Source organism: Actinoplanes sp. CA-015351 (assembly GCF_050955685.1).
Taxonomy (GTDB): Bacteria; Actinomycetota; Actinomycetes; order Mycobacteriales; family Micromonosporaceae; genus Actinoplanes.
Genome location: NZ_CP192102.1, coordinates 5,974,647 through 5,993,858, shown reverse-complemented (window position 1 = coordinate 5,993,858; position 19,212 = coordinate 5,974,647). Strand labels below are relative to the sequence as shown.

The following is a 19,212-nucleotide window of genomic DNA, read 5'->3' as shown; positions in this document are numbered from 1 at the left end:
ACTTCGCTAGCGATTCACGCGCCGCCCTTCCGATTCCGGAACCGGGCGGCTTTTTCTTTTCTGTGCCGGCGCCGCGCGCTTCTCTCTCGCGCTGCGCCCGCCCACCCGGCTGTCTGGCCGGGTGGGCCCACGTCTCCGTAGCTCAGCGGATAGAGCACCGGATTACGGATCCGGCGGCCGGGAGTTCGAATCTCTCCGGGGACACGTACGTCAGTGGAAGCCCTCGTGGCCCAACAGGCAGAGGCACCAGGCCGAGGACCTGGACGGTGCGCGTTCGAATCGCGCCGAGGGCACGCAGTTGTTGGAGGAAGGGCTCGTAGCTCATCGGGGAGAGCGCCTGTTTTGCAAACAGGAGGTGGCCGGTTCGACCCCGGCCGGGTCCACGCACGTCACGTCGCCGTAGCTCAGCAGGCAAGAGCGCCGCCCTCATAAGGCGGAGGCCGGTGGTTCGACCCCACTCGGCGACACCGAGAAAGTCCGGCCCTCACACTCCCCGGCCTCCCCACGCTTCCGCAGGATTGGCGCTCCTCTCTGGATGGTCCAGACTGAACGGCAGCCGCAACGGCGCGGCACGGCTGAGGAGGCGGTCAGGTGAAGATCTCGGTGGTGGCGGTCGAGGACGAGCAGGCGACGCTAGGGCTGTACCGATGGTTCCGGGACGACGAGACCCTTACCGGGCAGGCCGTCGAGATCCGTGAGGACGAGGAGCCCACCGGCACGATGGGCGCCGCTGAAGTCATCGAGGTGGTGCTGACACACGGCGTCGCCCTCGCGAACCTGGCAATCGCCTACGCCACCTGGCGCGACTCCCGCGACGACGACACGACCGAGGTGACCTTCACCGGCGACGGCGGATCGATCACGGTCAAGGACGCCTCACCGGAGACGATCGAGCGGATCGTCGCAGCCCTGTCCGAGCCGGCACGCCCCGAGCCCGAGGCCGAGGAGGACTGATCCGGATGACCGGCCAGCATCAACCGGACACCTGGCTTCCGGACCCCCGGCGGTCACGGGCAGTGCTGGTCGGAGTCTCCGACTACGGCCACCTGGAAGCCCTGCCCGCCGTGGAACGCAACCTGGACAGGCTCGCCGAGTTGCTGACCACTCCGAGCCTGTGGGGGCTGCGGGCGGACGACTGCACACTGCTGCACAACCCGCAGAGCGCCGAGGAGGTCCTCGACGCCGTCAACACCGCGGCCGGCCAAGCGACCGACGCGCTCGTCGTCTACTTCGCCGGACACGGCCTGCTCGACAATCGCGACGACCTCCACCTGGCCCTGCCGCTGGCCAGCCGCAAGCGCCTCTACCGGGCGGTCCGCTACGACGACCTGCGCCGCGAGGTGGTCGAGACGGCGCGGAACTGCCGGAGCAAGGTCATGCTGCTGGACTGCTGCTACAGCGGACGTGCGATGCAGGGCGCGATGGGTGCCCCCGACGTCGCCGAGCAGGCGAGAATCGCCGGGACCTACCTCATGACGGCCACGGCCGAGACGAGCAAGGCGCTCGCCCCGCCCGGTGACGACTACACCGCGTTCACCGGCGCCCTGATCGACAAGATCAGCACCGGGATCGCCGACGGTGCCGAGCTGCTCGACCTCGAGACGCTTTTCTACCACCTGCGCGCTGACCTGTCCGCGCGGCGACTGCCCATCCCGCAGCAACGGTCACGCAACGACGGCAGTGCCATCGCGCTCGTCCGGAACGTGGCCTATCGCCCGGCGCAGGCGGGCGTCCCGGCCGGGACCGTCACCACCGGGCCGGCGCCCGCACCCGCACCACCGCCACCCCGGCTCACCCCTGAGCTGCGAAAGCTGATGGAGCTGAGCCCGTCCGCCACCGTCGACCGGCTCCGGACACTGCACGACGACGGCGACGACAAGGCAGCTGACGCACTTCTCGCCGCGGTGGGCGTCCATCGCACGAACCAGGAGATCGCCGCGCTCGGCATGCTGCTCCTGCGCGAGGGCCGCACCCGAGACTTCCGGGCCCTGGCCCGGCACGCGACTCATCGGCCGGTTCCAGAACTGCTCGACCTGCTGCGCACGCTCGACGTGATCGGCGCCGCCGACGTGGCCCGCGGGTTCCTGGAGGCCGTCGCCGCCGGACCGACGGGTGAGACGGCCCGGCTCGCCGGCGTGCTGCGGGACGAAGGGCTCGGCAGGCACCTGGAGACCCTGGTCGGCGCGGCACTGCGACTCTCCCCGGACGTCGCCGCACGGACGGCGCTCGTCGGCGACCTCTGGGTGGCCGGGTTACGCGGCGAGGTGGACCAGTTCGTCCAGCAGGTCGCCACCGAACTGCCGTCGGGGGAGGTGCTCGCCCTGGCCGACGAACTGCGGACGGCCGGGCGCGAGGACGCGTCGAACAGGCTGTACGCGATGGCGGAGGAGCCGGACGACACCCACCAGCCCTCCGGCCACCAGCCCTCGGGTCACCAGGCCGAAGGGCTGACCGACGACGAGATCGCCGAGCTGACCCGGGCACTGCGCGACGCGAACCACGAGGACGCCGCCCTCCACCTGCTCGCGGTGGCGGTCGGGTCCCGACCCGCGTCCAGCACACTGCGTCTTGTCGACTCGTTGCGCGACATGGGCCGGCCGGTCGACGCCGTCGAGCTGCTCCGGGTCGCCGCACAGCGGATGCGGCCCACGGAACTCGGCCGTCTCCTCGCGGCTCTCGAGGCGCAAGGCAGGCTCACCGAGTGGTCGACGGTGATGTCCGGTGCCGGGCAGCGCCGCCAGGGTGACGCCGCGGCGGTGCTGGCCGCACTCGGCGAGTCCGGCGCGGTCCTGACCCTCGATCAGATCGGCGACCTGATCGGCGACGCCGACGAGGCGGCCCTCCGGTCGATCGTCGCCGGTTTGGAGCCGCCGTGGGACTACGGCGCGCTGGCAGCGGTGCTGCAGTGCATCATCGGCGAACTTGGGTTCAATGAGCTTCGCTCTTTGGTTCAGAGCCTCTCGCACCGGGACATCCGGAAGGTGTTCTACCAGGCGGGCCGGGTCGGCGGCCCAACCCTGTCGGCGGTGATCAAAGCCCTGCCGCCGTTAAACGAGGCCAAACTGTTCGAGCCGACCCCGACGTGGCCCCTCGGCGAGCTCCTGACGAATCTGCGCAGGTTCGGTCACAACGGCCACGCCGATTACGTCCTGATCGAGGCCTCGTACACGACGATTCCCCCCGAGGTGATCGCCATCGTCGTTCAGGATCTCCGCCGGCGCGGGCAGGACCGGGACGCCGACTATCTGATCGCCGAGGTCGTGGACAAGAAGTGGAACTTTGGGCACCGGTACGGGAGATCCGCTCAGGAACTGCTCGAGTTCGTCTTCGCCCTGCGCGCCGGTGAACAGGACGAGGAGGTCCGCGGGGTCGTCGACCGGGTTCCGCAGACGCGCAACGCCGACGAGATCGACGAGGTCAAGGACCTGCTGGAGAAGGCAGGCCTCAACGACCTCGCCCGGCGAATGGACGGCCGAGGCCCGGTCCGGGACCCCCGGAGCCGGAGGCGTACCTGAACCCGCCGTCCCGCTGTGCCTATACCTTCGGGTAGAGACGAGAATCCGGCTGCCGGCAGATCCGCCGGGCACCGGGCCGCTGACACAGTGATCGCCATGGAGAACACCACCGAAACCGGCAACAAGCGATCCTGGTTCCGTTACCTCGTCATCGTGATCTCCTGCGCACCCCTGGCCGTGATCAGCATGGTGCACACCATGGGCCGCACCGACGACTTCGGCATCCTCGGCGACTGGTACATCATGGTCCCGCTCAGCGTCGCGGCCTTCTTCGCCTGGCCCCTCGTCGAGAAAGCGATCACCTGGGCTACCCGCGCCTCCTGAACTGCGGTTATGCGGGCCAGGAGGGCAGTTCGTGTCCAGCTGTGGTCCCGGCTGGACACGTGGCAGACTTGGCGCAAGTACCTGTCTGGAGGTGAGCCTGCCGATGAGCGTCGCACTGCTGGGGCATCCGGGTCCGTGGAGTGAAGAGCAATATTTCGCGATCGGCGAGACACCGAACCGGATCGAGCTGATCGATGGGGGATTGTGGGTGAGCCCGGCGCCGAACAAGCCTCATCAGGACATCTCGTTCCTGTTGATGGCGGGGATCCGGCCCGCGGCCCGGGCGGCGGGCCTGCGCGCGTACGAGGCGGCCAACGTGCGGCTGGGGACCGACCGGATCGTCATCCCCGACCTGGTGGTGGCCGACACCGATCCCAAGGGCGGTGTCATCGAGGCGTCCGAGGTTGCCCTGATCTGCGAGATCGTGTCGCCGAGCGATGCCGCGAACGACCGCCTGCTCAAAATGCAGTTCTACGCGACAGCCCGGATCGGGTGGTACTTGCTGGTGGAGCCGGACCTGGTGGATTTCGAGTCGGTCGCCTTGCGGCTCTTCCGCCTCGATGACAAGCACTATGTCGAGCACGTCGCGGTGGCGTTCGGTGAAGCCCTGACCTTTGACGGCCCCTTCCACTGCGTGATCGACACCAACACCCTCGTCGACTGGTAACCGAATCGCCCGGCTACGCCGGTTCGGCCACCAAGGCCTATGCGTTCGGCAACCAGTCCCGGCACCGCGCGTGAGTGAACCGCGCCGGCGCCACCCTCCCGGGTGTCATGGCATCCCACCTGGCTTGCCATCTGCCCGGTAACCGGTCAACCTGCGGAGACAACCGTCGAAGGAGGACTGCCGTGGGCAAAGTCGTGTCCGCGCTGTCCATGTCGCTCGACGGCTTTGTCGCTGACGAGCACGGCGGCGTCGGCGAACTCTTCGGCTGGTACCAGAACGGCGATGTCGAGATTTCCAGCGCCGACCCGCGATGGACGTTCCACGTCACCGAGGCCAGTGCCCGCTTCCTGCGACCCGCCGTGGGTGGCGCGGTCGGCGCGCTGATCTGTGGCCGCCGCCTCTTCGACCACACCGACGGCTGGAACGGACGCCACCCCGCCGGTTGCCCGATCTTCGTGGTCAGCCACGCGACACCGGCCGGCTGGCCGCGCGACGGCCTGCCGGTCAGCTTCTACCCGGACGCGATCACCGCGCTCGACGCCGCCCAGACCGAGGCCGGTGACCGCGTCATAGCGGTTTCCACACCCACGCTCACCAGGCAATACCTCGACGCCGGCCTGCTCGACGAGATCACCGTCTCACTGATCCCGGTCCTGCTCGGCGAGGGCATCAGCTTCTTCACCGGCCTCACGATCGCCCCGATCCGCCTTGACGGCCCCGACGTGATCGAAGGCGGCGGCGTCACCCACCTGACCTACCGCGTGATCAAGTGAGACGCCTTCGCCAGGAACCGGAACAGGTGCGGATCGAACCGCGCCCGATCCGCCGCCGACAACTCCTCCGGCGACCACCAGCGCACCTCGCGAAACTCACCCTGATCAGGGGTCAGGCTCTGATCAAGACCGAGCGAGAGTACGAACCAAAGACTCACGTCGGTATGTCCATGATCCATTCCGACGGTCCGGGTGACGGTCAGGAACAGCGGATTCTCGTCGATCCCGCCCTCGACACCGAGCTCCTCGCGCACCTCACGAGCCGCCGTCTCCCGCGGGTCCTCGTCCACCTCGACATGCCCGCCGGGCGGTAGCCACAGCCCGGCGTTGACGTGGTCGACGAGCAGCACGCTGCCGCTGGCCGGGTCCACCGGCACCACGTACGACACGAGGTGCTGGGCCGGCTCGGCCGGTTTGACCCGCCGGAAGACGTCACCGGTGCTGCGCAGCCATCCCAGGGTGTGCGCCCGATGTTCCGCTTCCAGATTGTCGAACGGATCGAGTGCCGTCACCAGGTTGTGTACGAGCATCACTGACTGCCGCATCCGGGCATGATGCCACGCGATCGTTGCCAGGATGGTCACGTTGGCACAGCGAAACCCGGTTGACGCATCCGCGAGCATGACAGCGTGCGGGGATTCGAGGACCTGATCGGCGAGGCGGCCACGGCGGACGTGACCGGCTGGGATTTCGGCTGGCTGCGGGGCCGGGCGTCGGAGGAGCGGCCCCCGTGGGCGTACCAAAGGATGCTGGCCCGGCGCCTGCCCGGCGCCGAGTCCGCTCTCGACCTGGACACCGGTGGCGGTGAGGTGCTCGCCGGCGTCGAGGTTGTCCAGGTGCCGCAGGGCGCGCCGCTGCCGTTCGCCGGCGGCGAGTTCGACCTGGTCACCAGCCGGCATCCGGTCGATCCGGCGTGGGATGAGATCGCCCGGGTGCTCGCGCCGGGCGGCACCTACCTGGCCCAGCACGTGGGCCCGGCGTCCGCGTTCGAGCTGATCGAGTTCTTCACCGGGCCGCTGCCGAGGCAGCGCCTGGCGCGAGATCCGCGTGCGGAGACCTCAGCGGCGCGAGCTGCGGGTCTGCGCGTGGATCAAGCCCGGTTGGTACGCCTGAAGATGGAGTTCTTCGACGTCGGAGCAGTCGTGTGGATACTGCGCCGATGCGTGTGGTGGGTGCCGGACTTCGACGTCGAGCGGTACCGGCAGCGGCTGGTGGCGATGGACGCCCACATCCGGGAGAGGGGCTCGTTCGTCGCCCACTCCACCCGAACCCTGATCGAGGCCCGGCGGGAGAGGCCAAGAGGGCAGTGACCGCGGTGTCGATCGCTTTGTCGGTGATGGTGGCGGTCCGGATCTGGAACCGGACCGGTCCCGGATGGGCTCAGCCGATCACCGGTCCGCTGGCCGCGGCGCTGCTGGTCCTTCTCACCGGCGTGCCGCCGGCTCTCGGGACCGGCCCTGGGTACGCCCTGACCGGCGTCCTCGTGATCGCGGCGTGTTACGGGCTGGCCCTGCTCATCCCACCCACCCGCCGCGCCCTGGCCGCCCAGCACTTCCCGACACCGTGGCGCACCGCGATCGTCGAGATCCCGCTCGCGACAGTGGTCTTCGAGGAGGTCGCCTTCCGCGGGGTGCTCTGGACCCTGATCGACCGCCACCACGGACCCGTCTGGGCTACCGGCGTCACCGCGGTGCTCTTCGGTCTCTGGCACATATCACCCGATCCGGGCCTGCGAACGCAGCTGGGCACAGTGGCGTTCACCACCATTGCCGGTGTGGCATTCGGCCTGCTCCGCGACCTTTCCGGCGGCTTGCTGGCACCGGTAGCCGTGCACTGGGCAGCCAATGGCCTGGGAGTTCTCGCATCGACGGCGGTCCGCGCACGTTCCGGTGATGATCGTTACGGGCCCTCTGCCGGCAGGTAAAAGGGGACGTGGACCTGGAGTTACGTCGCTAAGCTGCACGGCGTGCATCCCGGGTGCGCGCTGGCCCGCATCGTACGCCGCAGGATTCCCGGTCCCCAGGAGATTTCGTGAGTACACAACCCGTGGCTGCGCCGGCCAAACTCGACGGCGCCGTCCTCAAAATCGCCGGTGTCGTGGTCCTCGGCGCCATCATGTCGATCCTCGACATCACCGTGGTCAGCGTCGCCCTGCCCACGTTCCAGACCGAGTTCGGCGCGACGTACGCCGAAGTCGCCTGGACCATGACCGGTTACACCCTGGCCCTGGCGACGGTGATCCCGCTGACCGGCTGGGCCGCCGACCGGTTCGGCACCAAGCGGCTGTACATGACCGCGCTGCTGCTCTTCACCCTCGGCTCGGTGCTCTGCGCCACCGCCGACAGCATCGGCCAGCTCATCGGATACCGGGTGCTGCAGGGCCTCGGCGGCGGCATGCTCATGCCGCTCGGCATGACGATCATGACGAAGGCCGCCGGCCCGGAGCGGATCGGCCGGCTGATGGCCGTGCTCGGCGTACCGATGCTGCTCGGCCCGATCGGCGGCCCGATCCTCGGCGGCTGGCTGATCGACGCCGCGAGCTGGCACTGGATCTTCCTGATCAACCTGCCGATCGGCATCGTCGCCCTGATCTACGCCCAGATCGTGCTCCCGAAGGACAGCCCCGAGCCGTCCGAGTCGTTCGACTTCGTCGGCATGCTGATGCTCTCGCCCGGCCTCGCGCTCTTCCTGTACGGCGTGTCCTCGCTGCCGGAGACCGGCACCATGAGCGCCACCAAAGTGTGGGTGCCGATGCTCGCCGGCGCACTGCTCGTCATCGGGTTCGTCTTCTACTCGTTCAAGCCGCGGCACCCGCTGCTCGACCTGCGTCTGCTGCGCAACCGGAACCTGACCGTCGCCTCGGTCACCCTGGCCGTGTTCACCGTCGCGTTCATGGGTGCCGGCCTGCTGTTCCCCAGTTACTTCCTGCAGATCCGCGGCGAGTCGACACTCGACGCCGGCCTGCTGATGGCGCCGCAGGGCATCGGCGCCATGGTCACCATGCCGATCGCGGGGATGCTCGCTGACAAGGTGCCGGTCGGGCGTACCGTGCCGTTCGCCCTGCTGCTGATCGCCGCCGGCTTCTTCGCGTTCACCCAGGTCGGCACCGATACGTCGTACCTGCTGCTGTGCGGCTCGCTGTTCGTGATGGGCCTCGGCATGGGCGGCACCATGATGCCGATCATGACGGCGGCGCTGCGCACGCTCACCAACCACGAGGTGGCCCGCGGCTCCACCCTGCTGAACATCCTTCAGCAGATCGCCGGCTCGATCGGCACCGCGATCATGTCGGTGATCCTGACCAACCAGCTCAACCAGTCGCCGGCCATCCCCGGCGTCACCAACCCGGTGAGCGGCGAGCCGGTCTCCGAGGCCGGCCTCGCGATCGCCGCCGTGCAGGACCCGGCGGTGGGCCAGCAGTTCCCGGACCCGTCGGTCCTGGAGCGTGGCCTGCAGTTCGCCGCCGACGCGTTCGGGACGACCTTCATGGTCGGCTTCGTGCTCACCCTGCTGACGTTGATCCCGGCGTTCTTCCTGCCCCGCAAGCGGGAGGTCGCGTCCCTGGAGTCCGAGGGCGCCGCGACACCGGTCATCCTGCACTGAGTTACCGAGTTCTGCGGCGGGGCCGGGCGGACGAGGACGTCGCCCGGCCCTTCGCCGTTCTCCGTGTCGACGGTTGCCGCTAGCGTGGCGCAGGTGACCGGATTGCCGCTGATCGGAACCGGACGGCAGGCGGACGTCTTCGCCCTCGACGAACGCCGCGTCCTGCGTCGCTATCGCGACGGAACGGACGCCACCCCGGAAGCCGAGATCATGACGCATCTCGCGCGCTTCGACTTCCCCATACCCCAGGTGTACGAGGTACGCGGCACCGACCTGATCCTGGAACGACTCGACGGCACCACGATGACCGAAGCCTTCACGACAGGACGCATCGACGTGGCTGCGGGTGCCGCCTGCCTGGCCGGCCTGCACCACCGCCTGCACGCGCTCCCGGCCCGCACCGCCCGCCACCCCGGCGACCGGATCCTGCACCGCGACCTGCACCCGGAGAACGTCCTGCTCACCTCCCGAGGCCCGGTCGTCATCGACTGGAACAACGCGGCCGAGGGCCCACCGGAGGTCGACGTGGCGTTGACCGCGGTGATCCTTGGCCAGGTCGCGGCCGATCCGGCACACCCGATGGCCTCGGCCGCCCGCTCGTTCCTGACCGCCTTCGCCCGGGCCGCCGGCGCCGACGTGCCGGCCGGACTCGACGAAGCCGTCCTGATCCGGGCGGCCGACCCCGCGCTGACCTCGGACGACATCGCCCGGCTGCCGTCGGTCGCGGCGCTCATCCGAGTTTTGTCATAGGTCGGTGGCAGCATCCCGGGCATGCGCTTCGCCGAGAAGGGCGCCGGGTTCCGGTGCTCGCCGCAGGGTGAGTTCTCATCCGATCCGCACCACCCGAGCCCACTTCGGCGGTGGCTGCGGCACATATCCGGTGTGCTCCGAATACCGCGGCGGGCGCGGGAAGAGCCCGATCACCGTCCGGCACGGCGGCTGCCGCTCCGGCCAGGGCGTCTGGCCGTCGGTGAGCGCCACGACGACGTCCGGCCGCGGGTTGCCGCGCAGCGCCTGTCCGAAACCGGCCCGCAGATCAGTGCCGCCACCGCCGATCAGCGGGATCGACTCGGCCCGGCACAGCGGCACCGCGACACCCGCCGCCGCATCGCAGGAGATCACCGACACTGCGTCCCGCCTGCCCCCGGCGGCACGCCCGATCGCGGCCACCTCGAGCAGAGCGCTGCCCAGCTCGGCGTCGCTCACCGACCCCGAGGTGTCGATCACCACGCAGACCCGGGGCGGACGGCGCAGCAGACTCGGCAGGATCACCCCGGGCAGGCTCGCCGACCTTCGAGCAGGCCTGGCGTACGCGTAATCGTCGCCCGTGCCGGCCCCGGACACCGCCGACCGCACCGCCGCGCCGAGCAGCTGCCGCCACGGCTGAGGCGGGTGGAACGCCTCCTCGGCCCACCGTTTCCAGCCGTCCGGCGCGTCACCGGGCCGCCCCTGGATCCCTTGCGCCACCCGGAACCGGACCCGGTCCCGCTCCTCTTTGCTCAGCGCGTTCGCCCCGCCGGGGCCGAGATCCCAGTGCCGCACACTGCCGTCGGCGCCACTGCCACAGTCCAGCCACGCCCACTGGCTCGTGCGGGTGCCGAGCCGGAAATCCCGCAGGTACTCCTCCATGAGCCGGCCGGATTCCAGCCCGAGGCGGCTCGGATTGACGGCGCCGGCCGGGACGGGCAGCCCGTCACCGAACGCATCGTCATTGATCTCGCAGTCCGCGGCGATGTTCATCCGCAGCCGCTCACCGGGCCCGTCCACGTCGTGCTTCGCGGCGTACCGATCCCCGCGCCCGTGGTGATCCCGCAGCAGATGCGACACCTCGTGCACCCAGACCGAGGCCAGCTCCGCGAGCGGCGTGCGCTCCACGAACGCCGCCGAGACGTAACACCGCCAGTGCCGATCCACCGCCATCGTCGGCACGTCCCGCGACTCGACCGGGTGAAGCGCAAAGAGCGCGGTGGCGAGATAGGGGCGGGCCCGGGTCGCGAGGAGCCGGGCGGCAAACAGCTTCTCCCAGTCCACCTCGCCATCCACGACCGCCGGGTCGCTCGGAGCCAGACTCGCCGGGTCGTTCCGAGCCGGGCTCGCCGGGTCGTTCGGAGCCGGGCTCGCCGGGTCGTTCGGAGCCGGGCTCGCCGTCATCGGGCGGACACGGCTCGGGGGCGGATGGCGGCTCGCTCGGCGCGGGCTGTCTCGGCCCGGTCGGAGAGTGTCACCGCGCCGGCGAGGCGGTCGATCGACGGCGGGATCGGCCAGTCCTCGTGGCGCAGCCTGGCCAGGGTGGTCGCCGGCACCACCACGAGATCGGGGGCGCCGGTGCCGACCGCTCGGACCAGCACGTCCCAGGCGGCATCCCAGCGGGAGCGCTCCAGCCTGTTCCGGACGGCCTCGACCACCGCGTCGAGCGTCGCCTGCCGCAGGTCGCCGCGGTTGGGCAGCACCGCGTTCGCCGGGTCGGCCAGCAGGTCCTCCGGATCCGGCAGGTCCAGCCGGTCCAGCGCGGCCAGCAGTTCCAGGCCCGGCCCGTCGCCGACCGCCCCGCGTACCAACATGGACAACGCCTCGCGAGAGGCGCCGGCGGCGGTGGCGAAAGCCAGCAGCCGCAGCGCCATCTCCCAGCTGCGTGGCGACGGCCAGGGACCGCCGCGCCGGGTCTCGGTGTTCGGCAGCTGGTGCACCAGCTTGGGCCGGGCGCCGAGAAGCCCGCACACCGCCCGCCGGGCGAGCGCCACCGCCTCCGGCAGTCGATCCGCGTCGAGGCTCGGCAGACTCGCCCGGGGCCACGTCCCGCCGAGACCGCGCACCACGACCTCATGGTCGTACGCCCACTGCAGGTGGACGAACCGGTTCGCCAGCGGAGCGCTCAGCTCCCACCCGTCCGCCGCCGACCCGCGCGGATTGGCAGCCGCCACGATCCGGATGCCCGGCGGCAACCGCAGTGCGCCCACCTGCCGTTCCAGCACCACCCGCAGCAGCGCGGCCTGCACCGCCGGGGGAGCGGTCGAAAGTTCATCAAGAAAGAGCAACCCCTTCCCGGTACGCGCGAGGCGCACCGCCCAGTCCGGCGGCGCCATCGGCACACCCTGTACCGCCGGATCATCGCCGACGACCGGCAGCCCGGCGAAGTCCGACGGTTCGTGCAAACTCGCGATCACCGTGGTCAGGGGCAGCCCGAGGGATTCCGCGAGGTGGGTGAGCGCCGCGGTCTTGCCGATGCCGGGTTCACCCCAGAGCAACACCGGAAGGTCGGCGCTGACCGCGAGAGTGAGCGCTTCGAGCTGCACGTCGGGCCGTGCCTCGGTAACGGTGTCACCGAGCAGAGCGAGCAGGTCAGCGGAGATGTCGAGGGTGCCGGGCGAAGCGGGAGCACGAGTCAATTCAGATCACCTTTGGTTGGTCGAGATGGTGGAAGAACGTGATGAGTGGTGCGAGCGGCTGTGGGCGTGGCTACACCCGCAACGGGTGTGGAGGCGAACGAGAACACGTCTCCGGCACCCTCGCGGCGGGTCACGACTCAGCGACCGCCAGCAAGGACGCGGGGTGCGGCGACGGGAGAGAGCGGGCGCGGCGACGGGGGAGAGCGGGTGCCGGGATTCAGCGGGATCGGGACAGGCGGGGGCGGGTCCGGACCTTGCGACGGCGTTCGGTTTCCTCGGGGGAGCGGGGTGGACAGTGCCCGGCCATGCCGGCCCGGAACAGCCCGTGGACGACCCGCTGATCCACGGCCGCTTCCAGTTCGTCCCGCAGGGCGCCTTCGCGGAGCAGCACGCCGGGACCGAGCAACGCCTCCAGGGTGTCGAGCGCCCCGGAATAATCACCGTGATCCAGCCGTGCGCGGACGTCGACGAGATCCTCCGGATGCCGGATCGTCGCGTCGACGGCCCGCAGGCAGGGCATCGGCGTGCCGCCGAGGGCGATCAGGAGCTGCTCGCGGCGCAGTTCCGCGGGATCGTGATCGAGCGGGGCGAGCACCCCGCCAACCAGCCCGATCCGATGCCGAGCACCGCCACACTCCACAAACCGCTCCCCACCCGCGCCCGCTGCGCCCGTCGAGACAACCGAGCCCGCGGGCTCCTGCGGAACCAGCGCCGCCGCCACGAGCGGGTGCAACAGCGACGCCTCGATCAGGCCGGCGCGAAGCAGCAACAGATCGGGCGGCACCCACGTAGCCGCGTCCGGCAGCACCGGCAACCCGCCGTGGTCACCCGCGCAGGTCACCGCACCGCCCGGGCCGAGATGCAGCCACCGACCGGCGCCGAGCCGCACGGCTACCGGCCCATCCGGCAAGCCGTCAGCCGCCAGCAGGATCGCGGCCTCGTCACGCCACCGAAGCACAGCGAACCCCCGCGCGGCCAGATCGGCCCCTGCGACATCAGGCTCTGCGACGTCAGGCCCTGCACCATCAGGCCCTGCACCATCAGGCCCTGCACCATCAGGCCCTGCACCATCAGGCCCTGCACCATCAGGCTCTGCGGGAGCAGACCCCGCCCGCTCTCGCAGCGACCCCGCCGACTCCGCGTCCCACAAGCAGCGATGCAGATCCAGCCGGAACCGCCGGTCAGGCCGCGCATGCGGATGCCCGGGGACCCCCGGACCGCCCCGCTCCCACAGCGCCAGACTGACCCGCTGGCCCGCGTCCGCCCAGGCCGGATCGGTGCGGGCGACCAGATGCAACCCGCCGTACCGGGCGAGTGACAGGGTCAGCCCGGGCCGGAGCAAACCCTCCGGCCCGACCCGCGGCAGGTGCCAGCGCAGCAGGTCCGGCGCGAGAACCCGCAGGTCCGCCCGAAGCAGTTCAGCGATCTCACGGCCGTGGACACGAGACACGGACCCAACGGAGAAATCGACGTCGAACCGTGCGGCCACGCAGGCACCGGCCCAGTCGCCGGCCGAGCGGCGAGCGGTGGCGGACTCGATCATCGAGGGCGGCACGGCGAACTCGCGCACGCGACGCCAGGATAGAAGACGGTTCTCGATCGCGGAGCGGGAGCGCATCAGCACTCACCTTCGGCGAACGAGACCCCCGTTCCGTACCAGGAGGTATTCATCGCCGGGGAGCCTACAACGCCGGACCCGGCCCTGTCAGCAGTGAATCCAACCGATTGACATATTCGAATCTTTGGATTGCGGTGGAGGGTGACATCCTTCGACGCCGCAGGAGGTTCGATGCGCTGGCCGGCAATCCTGTCCGCCGCACTGCTGACCACGACGTTGCTGACGGTCCAACCCGTGACCGCCCAAGCAGCGCAAGGAGCCCAAGGAGCCAGGAAAGCCCAGACAATCACGCTCGGAGCAGGCGAACACGCCCTCATCCGATTCGAGCTACCCGACGAGGCCGCCTTCGAGCGCCTCCTGACCAGCGGCGCCGACATCGCCGCCCGGCCGCGAACCACGCCGGACAAAATCGTCGCCGACATCGTCGTGGACAACCGCCAACTCGCCGAGCTGATCGAGCTCAACGCCACCCCCGTCCAACTGATCCACGGCGAGACCACGAACGCCGCCCGCAACCTGATCACCACCCAGCAGGCGGACACCCTGCAGTTCCTGCAGGCCTACTGGTGGACCGGCAACGGCCGGACCTTCCTGCAGACCCAGGTAGCCACCACCGCCTCCGACGACCCGGACGTCGAGATCACCGTGAGGTGGACGACCGCGGACGGCACCACCGGCACGTACCCGCTGGTCAGGTTCGAGGACGCGGACGAATACCAGTACCACTACGCCCTGCCGCAACCCCTGCCCGCCACACCGGTCAGTGTCACCGCCACCTCCAGCCTCGGCGGGGTTTCCCGGGCGATCACCCCGGCGGCCTGGCCCGGCTCCACCCCGCCGGCGAACCCGGCCGGATACCAGAAGGACTTCGTCGACGCCTATCTGACGCCGGCCGACATCACCGCCCGGATCAAGCGACTGGCCAGGCAGTATCCGAAGCTGGTCGACGTGCTCGACCTGCCGAACAAGACCCAGGGGTACCGGCGCACCGCCGCCGCCTATCTCGGTGACCCGGCGACCGCGGCGATCGTCGTGGAGTCGGTCAAGTTCGGCGACCAGGGCTTCAACGGCGTCCAGGTGCGCACGATCGATCCGGGAAAGGCGAACAGCCCGCTCGCTGCCTCGTACCGTGATCGGGTCTTGACCGTGAAGCTCGGCACCGGAGCCGGTGGCGAAGTGATCAGCTCGACCGGCGATGTGGCCGCGCTGATCGCGGCGAGGTTCCCGAAGCGGTTCACCGCGTTCGTCGAGGACGGCTCGGCCGGTCTGATCATGCCGGTGGCCGGTCCGGTGCAGCTCGACGACGGGTTGGCCGGCACCGAGGTGCCGACGAAACCGCAGACCGTGCAGGCGCTGCGGATCGGCAAGGTGCGCAACGGCACGAAGCCCGGCGTGCTCGCCTATTCGCAGGAACACGCCCGGGAATGGGCGACCCCGCTGGTCACACTCGAATTCGCGGAACGGCTCCTGGCCAATTACGCGACCGACCCGGCGACGAAGGAACTCGTCGATTCGACAGATGTCTTCATCATCCCGACGGTCAATCCGGACGGCGCCAACTACTCGTTCAACGACTTCAACTTCCAGCGGAAGAACCTGGTCAACCACTGTGCCGGCGCCCAGCGTGACCCCCGGTACCGCAACTCGTGGGGCGTCGACGTGAACCGCAACTACGCCGTCGGCTCCTATTTCGACGGCTATGTCGGCGCCAGCGCGAACTGCCTCTCCGGCACCTACGCCGGAACCGGCGAACTGTCCGAGGCGGAAAGCCGCAACGTCGTGGCACTCGCGTCCCAGCACAAGAACATCAAGTTCTCGCTGAACGTGCACAGCTACGGCGGCTATTTCATGTGGTCACCGGGCGCCTACAAGGTCCCCGGCCGGATCACCCTGCCCCGCCCGTCGATCGACGAAGCCGCCTTCTTCCTGAGCAGCGCGAAACGCATCGTCGGCGCCATCGCCGCCGAACGCGGCACGGTCACCTGGCCGGCCTACACCGGCCCGGTCGCCGACGTCCTCTACTCCGCGGCCGGCAACTCCGCCGACCACCTCTACTACGATCTCGGCATCACCGCCTGGAACTTCGAAGTAGGCAACGACCGCTGGAACGAAACCACCCAGCAGTGGGAAGGCGTCGGCTTCCAGCCCCCGTTCGACGAGGCCCACGCCGAATCCCAGGAATACGCCGGCGGCCTCATCGAACTCGTCCGCATCGCCCGCGACCAGTCCGACCTGCGCTGACCCCGACGGTGGGCGCGCTGCGTTCCTCAGCCGCGCCCACCCTTCGATACGCGTAACCGCAAAGCCCGAGTCAGCCCGAGGCGTCTGCCGTCCACGCCCCGGCGCGACCCGCCGCCGCCTCCGGCGACGGGTCGCGCTCACGGCAGAGGGTCACGGGCACGGGTCATGCGTGCGACGCAGACCGGACCACGTCCGGGGTACCACCGCGCCGCCCCGGGAGAGAGTGATCCCTTTCGGTCGTGGCCGATCATGAATTGATCAAATAACGGAATGATTGCGGACCCGGAACCATTATCACTTTCAGGTGATCACAATGACGAATTCTGATCACTTTTGTGCCCGATTAGTCCGGAAAAGTCAGGACTCGTCCCTGATTTCTGCAGTGTAACTGATCGATATCTCCCGGATTTCCTGCACTGATTTCGTAGATCCGGTAAACCTCAGTCAGTCGATCGGCTATGGCTCTGTGCGAAGAGTGCCTCCGACCGTTACGTTAAGTAGGTGTCCAGCGGCCGCGCCGCTGGCACGGATCTGTCATGACCTGGCACAACTCGCGTTCATCGAGATCAATAAAAGATCTGTCGCCCCGGGGTCTGCCGAATGGACACGGGGCGATAGAAAGGTAAGTGCATCCAGCGTTCCTGCCATGCCGACGCCAAGGCCTCTCGCCGGCGTCGATCGACGAGGGTGGTGTGAATGATCCGGGTCGTCGTTGTCAGAGACGAGGGATACTTCGGTGTCCCGGTGCGGACGTTCCTCGAGACCGAACCGGACATGCACTATGTCGACACCCTGCCCATCGGCAGCGACCTGGCGCAGCGCGCCGCCCAGCTCTGGCCGGGCGTCGTGGTGATCGACACGGAGTACATGGTGAGCCAGGTGCTGCCGATCGCCGTCGAACTGCACACCGCGATCCCGTCCTGTTCCATGCTGCTGCTCTGCGACCCGTCGAAACGCGGCATGCTGCCACCACGCCGGTGGAACGGCGGGCTGAACTTCCTGATCAAGGACTCCTCGCCGACCACCCTCGCGGACGCGGTGCGCCGGCTCGCCCGTGGTGAACGGGTGGTCTCGCCGATGCTGCAGGCCGCCTCGCTCAACACCGACCGCGGCCTGAGCACCCGGGAACTGGAAGTCCTCGGGCTCGCGGCGGAGGGCGAGTCCGTGAAGGAGATCGCCGGCCGGCTCTACCTGTCCGGCGGCACCGTGCGCAACTACCTGTCCGCGATCATCTCCAAGACCGGTGCCCGCAACCGCCTCGACGCCATCCGGATCGCCCGTAAAGAAGGCTGGCTCCGCTGATCTACCAGGGCTCTCCCAGCGCTGCGGCGTAACGTGGGAACCGATGGCAACCCATCTCGACATCCCGGCCCTGCCCGTGCTGCTGCCCCTGGGCGCCACACTGATGGTCGTGTCGTGGGTGCTGCTGCGCCGCAGCGGCACCCTGACCATTCCCAGACTCGCCGCCACCTGGTTCGCCGTCTTCTACACCTGCGCGGTGCTCGGCGCGACCATGCTGCCGATGCACCTGGCCTGGGGTCCCGGCGCCGGCGACGCCCAGCTCTACCGGTTCATCCTGGTGCCCGTCCTGGAGATGCGCCCGATGGACTTCGTGCTCAACACGGTGATGACGCTGCCGCTGGCCGCGATCCTGCACACCGTCTTCGGTGTCCGCGACCAGCGCCGGGTGGTGCTGACCGGGTTCGCGCTCAGCGCCGCCATCGAGGTGACACAGGGATTCCTGCTGCTGACCCTGCACGGCAGCAGGTGGGCCGATGTGAACGACCTGATGTCGAACACGCTCGGGGCATACCTGGGTTACCTGCTGTTCCAGCGGCTCATGCGTTTCGCACATTTCCGCCGGGCAGTGGAAAGCGTCCGGACCGCCCCCGGTACGCCAGCAACGGTGCGATGATCTGCCGCCGGCGAGGCCGGTCCGCGATCCGTTCGTAAAGCCGCCCGACCGCCGCGGCCAGGTGATCCGCGTCGTACCGGGAACTCACCGCACGCCCCGGCAACCGCGCGCCCCCGCGCTCGGCCAGGCACAACAGCTCGGTACGCAACGCCCGCGGGAGCGACTCCCGATCGCGTGACGACAGCCGATGGGTGCCACGCACCGCCGCCCGCGCGGCGATCCGCTCCTCCAGCGGCGGACAGGCCGCGTAGACCGCCGGCAGCCCCGCCGCGACCGCCTCCAGGATGGCGAGACCGAACGTCTGCGAGTCCGGCGAGGCGAACACGTCCATGGCGCAGAGCATCTCCCGGGTGTGCGGCACCGCCCCGGCGAACAACACCCGGTCGGCGACCCCCTCGATCACCGCGAGCCGCTCCAGCGAGGCCCGCGCCGGTCCGTCGCCGACGAGCAGCAGACACGCCTCCGGCACCTCGGCGATCGCCCGGATCAGCAGGTCGAACCGCTTGTCCGGTTCGAGCCGGCCGACCCCGCCGACCAGCGGGACACCGGGCTCCACACCGAGCCGGGCCCGGGTGGCCGCCCGCAGCCGCCGGTCGAACCGGAACTCCGCCGGGTCGATCGCCTTGGGGATCATCGCGATCCGCTCGTCCGGCACGCCCCACTCGCGCAGCCGCCCGGCGATCGCCGGTGACGCCGCGATGGTGATCTGCCCGAGCCGCTCCCCGGCCAGGTAGAGCGCGCGTACCGCGGGGGAGACCCGCCGCCCTTCGAGAACCTCGGCGCCGAGGTGATGCTCGGTGGTCACCACGTGCGGCACCCCGGCCAGCCGCGCCGCGATCCGCCCCTGCACCGACGCCCGGTACAGGTGGGTGTGCACCACGTCGTACCGCCCGTCGAGCATCAGCCGCCGCAGCCGCGCGATCGCACCGGGATCCCGATCGCACGTCGCGGTCAGCCGATGCACCCTCGCGCCCTCCGCACGCAGCGCGTCGGCGATGCCATCCGCCGCCGGCTCCGTGCCTGGCAGATCTTCGAGCTTCCCGGGTACGCGTGAAGCCGGCGCCAGCATGACGACCTCGTTGTCGTGAGGCAGCCTGCGCACCAGCAACCGCAGCTGGTGACCGGCTCCGCCCGGCCCCGGCGTGCTGATGACGTGGAGCACCCTCATCT

At 69.7% G+C, this 19,212-nt stretch carries 17 protein-coding genes and 4 tRNA genes; 16 read left to right on the top strand and 5 right to left on the bottom strand.

The features are described from left to right. Positions 1-131 precede the first annotated feature (131 nt). From ACQP2E_RS27310 to ACQP2E_RS27270, 9 genes are all read left to right on the top strand, one after another. Positions 132-204: transfer RNA gene (locus tag ACQP2E_RS27310), tRNA-Arg, on the top strand. A 15-nt stretch (positions 205-219) separates the two neighbouring features. After that, positions 220-293 (top strand) — tRNA-Leu (locus ACQP2E_RS27305). Between the two features lie 17 nt (positions 294-310). After that, positions 311-383: transfer RNA gene (locus ACQP2E_RS27300), tRNA-Ala, on the top strand. 10 nt (positions 384-393) lie between these two features. Further along, positions 394-467 (top strand) — tRNA-Met (locus tag ACQP2E_RS27295). Between the two features lie 124 nt (positions 468-591). After that, on the top strand, positions 592-954 hold the full coding sequence (locus tag ACQP2E_RS27290) for an effector-associated constant component EACC1 (protein WP_433825804.1): 363 nt from the start codon (positions 592-594) through the stop codon (positions 952-954). Between the two features lie 5 nt (positions 955-959). Next, positions 960-3,515: a caspase, EACC1-associated type gene (locus tag ACQP2E_RS27285; protein ID WP_433825803.1), complete on the top strand. Its 2,556-nt coding sequence runs from the start codon at positions 960-962 to the stop codon at positions 3,513-3,515. Between the two features lie 96 nt (positions 3,516-3,611). Then, positions 3,612-3,839, top strand: coding sequence for a hypothetical protein (locus ACQP2E_RS27280; RefSeq protein ID WP_433825802.1), 228 nt, complete (start codon positions 3,612-3,614; stop codon positions 3,837-3,839). A 91-nt stretch (positions 3,840-3,930) separates the two neighbouring features. Next, a complete protein-coding gene (locus tag ACQP2E_RS27275) occupies positions 3,931-4,506 on the top strand; it encodes a Uma2 family endonuclease (protein WP_433825801.1) in 576 nt (191 codons plus the stop codon). A gap of 182 nt (positions 4,507-4,688) precedes the next feature. Further along, complete coding sequence (locus tag ACQP2E_RS27270) at positions 4,689-5,279, top strand: dihydrofolate reductase family protein (RefSeq protein WP_433825800.1); 591 nt, start codon at positions 4,689-4,691, stop codon at positions 5,277-5,279. Here ACQP2E_RS27270 and ACQP2E_RS27265 read toward each other — a convergent pair. Then, on the bottom strand, positions 5,261-5,824 hold the full coding sequence (locus tag ACQP2E_RS27265) for an NUDIX hydrolase (protein WP_433825799.1): 564 nt from the start codon (positions 5,822-5,824) through the stop codon (positions 5,261-5,263). The two genes, ACQP2E_RS27270 and ACQP2E_RS27265, sit on opposite strands and share 19 nt — an antisense overlap. A gap of 84 nt (positions 5,825-5,908) precedes the next feature. Here ACQP2E_RS27265 and ACQP2E_RS27260 point away from each other — a divergent pair, with 84 nt between their 5' ends. The 4 genes from ACQP2E_RS27260 to ACQP2E_RS27245 all read left to right on the top strand — a co-directional run bounded on the left by ACQP2E_RS27260 (position 5,909) and on the right by ACQP2E_RS27245 (position 9,632). Continuing rightward, positions 5,909-6,589, top strand: coding sequence for an SAM-dependent methyltransferase (locus ACQP2E_RS27260; protein ID WP_433825798.1), 681 nt, complete (start codon positions 5,909-5,911; stop codon positions 6,587-6,589). A gap of 5 nt (positions 6,590-6,594) precedes the next feature. Beyond that, positions 6,595-7,203: a lysostaphin resistance A-like protein gene (locus ACQP2E_RS27255; protein WP_433825797.1), complete on the top strand. Its 609-nt coding sequence runs from the start codon at positions 6,595-6,597 to the stop codon at positions 7,201-7,203. Between the two features lie 107 nt (positions 7,204-7,310). Beyond that, positions 7,311-8,882 carry a DHA2 family efflux MFS transporter permease subunit gene (locus ACQP2E_RS27250; protein WP_433825796.1) on the top strand — a complete coding sequence of 524 codons (1,572 nt, stop codon included), beginning with the start codon at positions 7,311-7,313 and terminating at the stop codon, positions 8,880-8,882. A 93-nt stretch (positions 8,883-8,975) separates the two neighbouring features. Beyond that, entirely contained in the window at positions 8,976-9,632 is a 657-nt protein-coding gene (locus ACQP2E_RS27245) for a phosphotransferase (RefSeq protein ID WP_433825795.1), read from the top strand. Positions 9,633-9,707: 75 nt separating this feature from the next. Here ACQP2E_RS27245 and ACQP2E_RS27240 read toward each other — a convergent pair whose 3' ends face one another. From ACQP2E_RS27240 to ACQP2E_RS27230, 3 genes are all read right to left on the bottom strand, one after another. After that, positions 9,708-11,033, bottom strand: a complete 1,326-nt coding sequence (locus tag ACQP2E_RS27240; RefSeq protein WP_433825794.1) for a vWA domain-containing protein — start codon at positions 11,031-11,033, stop codon at positions 9,708-9,710. After that, the gene (locus tag ACQP2E_RS27235; protein WP_433825793.1) at positions 11,030-12,268 is read right to left on the bottom strand and encodes an AAA family ATPase; all 1,239 of its coding nucleotides are present in this window, start codon (positions 12,266-12,268) and stop codon (positions 11,030-11,032) included. The genes ACQP2E_RS27240 and ACQP2E_RS27235 overlap by 4 nt, the downstream gene beginning before the upstream one ends. Before the next feature lie 217 nt (positions 12,269-12,485). After that, positions 12,486-13,886, bottom strand: a complete 1,401-nt coding sequence (locus ACQP2E_RS27230; protein ID WP_433825792.1) for a hypothetical protein — start codon at positions 13,884-13,886, stop codon at positions 12,486-12,488. A 171-nt stretch (positions 13,887-14,057) separates the two neighbouring features. Here ACQP2E_RS27230 and ACQP2E_RS27225 point away from each other — a divergent pair, with 171 nt between their 5' ends. The 3 genes from ACQP2E_RS27225 (at position 14,058) to ACQP2E_RS27215 (ending at position 18,042) form a co-directional block, all read left to right on the top strand. Beyond that, positions 14,058-16,127, top strand: a complete 2,070-nt coding sequence (locus ACQP2E_RS27225) for a M14 family zinc carboxypeptidase (RefSeq protein ID WP_433825791.1) — start codon at positions 14,058-14,060, stop codon at positions 16,125-16,127. Between the two features lie 696 nt (positions 16,128-16,823). Next, positions 16,824-17,429, top strand: a complete 606-nt coding sequence (locus ACQP2E_RS27220; protein WP_111647981.1) for a response regulator transcription factor — start codon at positions 16,824-16,826, stop codon at positions 17,427-17,429. Between the two features lie 43 nt (positions 17,430-17,472). Continuing rightward, on the top strand, positions 17,473-18,042 hold the full coding sequence (locus ACQP2E_RS27215) for a VanZ family protein (RefSeq protein WP_433825790.1): 570 nt from the start codon (positions 17,473-17,475) through the stop codon (positions 18,040-18,042). On the opposite strand, the gene ACQP2E_RS27210 is transcribed toward ACQP2E_RS27215, so the two are convergent. After that, the gene (locus tag ACQP2E_RS27210; protein ID WP_433825789.1) at positions 17,966-19,210 is read right to left on the bottom strand and encodes a glycosyltransferase; all 1,245 of its coding nucleotides are present in this window, start codon (positions 19,208-19,210) and stop codon (positions 17,966-17,968) included. The genes ACQP2E_RS27215 and ACQP2E_RS27210 overlap by 77 nt on opposite strands. Positions 19,211-19,212: the final 2 nt, after the last annotated feature.

Bases quoted from the DNA above. Each gene is read 5' to 3' on its own strand.
- ACQP2E_RS27215 (WP_433825790.1), top strand. From the start codon at position 17,473: ATGGCAACCCATCTCGACATCCCGGCCCTGCCCGTGCTGCTGCCCCTG.
- ACQP2E_RS27240 (WP_433825794.1), bottom strand. From the start codon at position 11,033: ATGACGGCGAGCCCGGCTCCGAACGACCCGGCGAGCCCGGCTCCGAAC.
- ACQP2E_RS27225 (WP_433825791.1), top strand. From the start codon at position 14,058: ATGCGCTGGCCGGCAATCCTGTCCGCCGCACTGCTGACCACGACGTTG.
- ACQP2E_RS27220 (WP_111647981.1), top strand. From the start codon at position 16,824: ATGATCCGGGTCGTCGTTGTCAGAGACGAGGGATACTTCGGTGTCCCG.
- ACQP2E_RS27210 (WP_433825789.1), bottom strand. From the start codon at position 19,210: ATGAGGGTGCTCCACGTCATCAGCACGCCGGGGCCGGGCGGAGCCGGT.
- ACQP2E_RS27230 (WP_433825792.1), bottom strand. From the start codon at position 13,886: ATGCGCTCCCGCTCCGCGATCGAGAACCGTCTTCTATCCTGGCGTCGC.
- ACQP2E_RS27265 (WP_433825799.1), bottom strand. From the start codon at position 5,824: ATGCGGCAGTCAGTGATGCTCGTACACAACCTGGTGACGGCACTCGAT.
- ACQP2E_RS27280 (WP_433825802.1), top strand. From the start codon at position 3,612: ATGGAGAACACCACCGAAACCGGCAACAAGCGATCCTGGTTCCGTTAC.
- ACQP2E_RS27285 (WP_433825803.1), top strand. From the start codon at position 960: ATGACCGGCCAGCATCAACCGGACACCTGGCTTCCGGACCCCCGGCGG.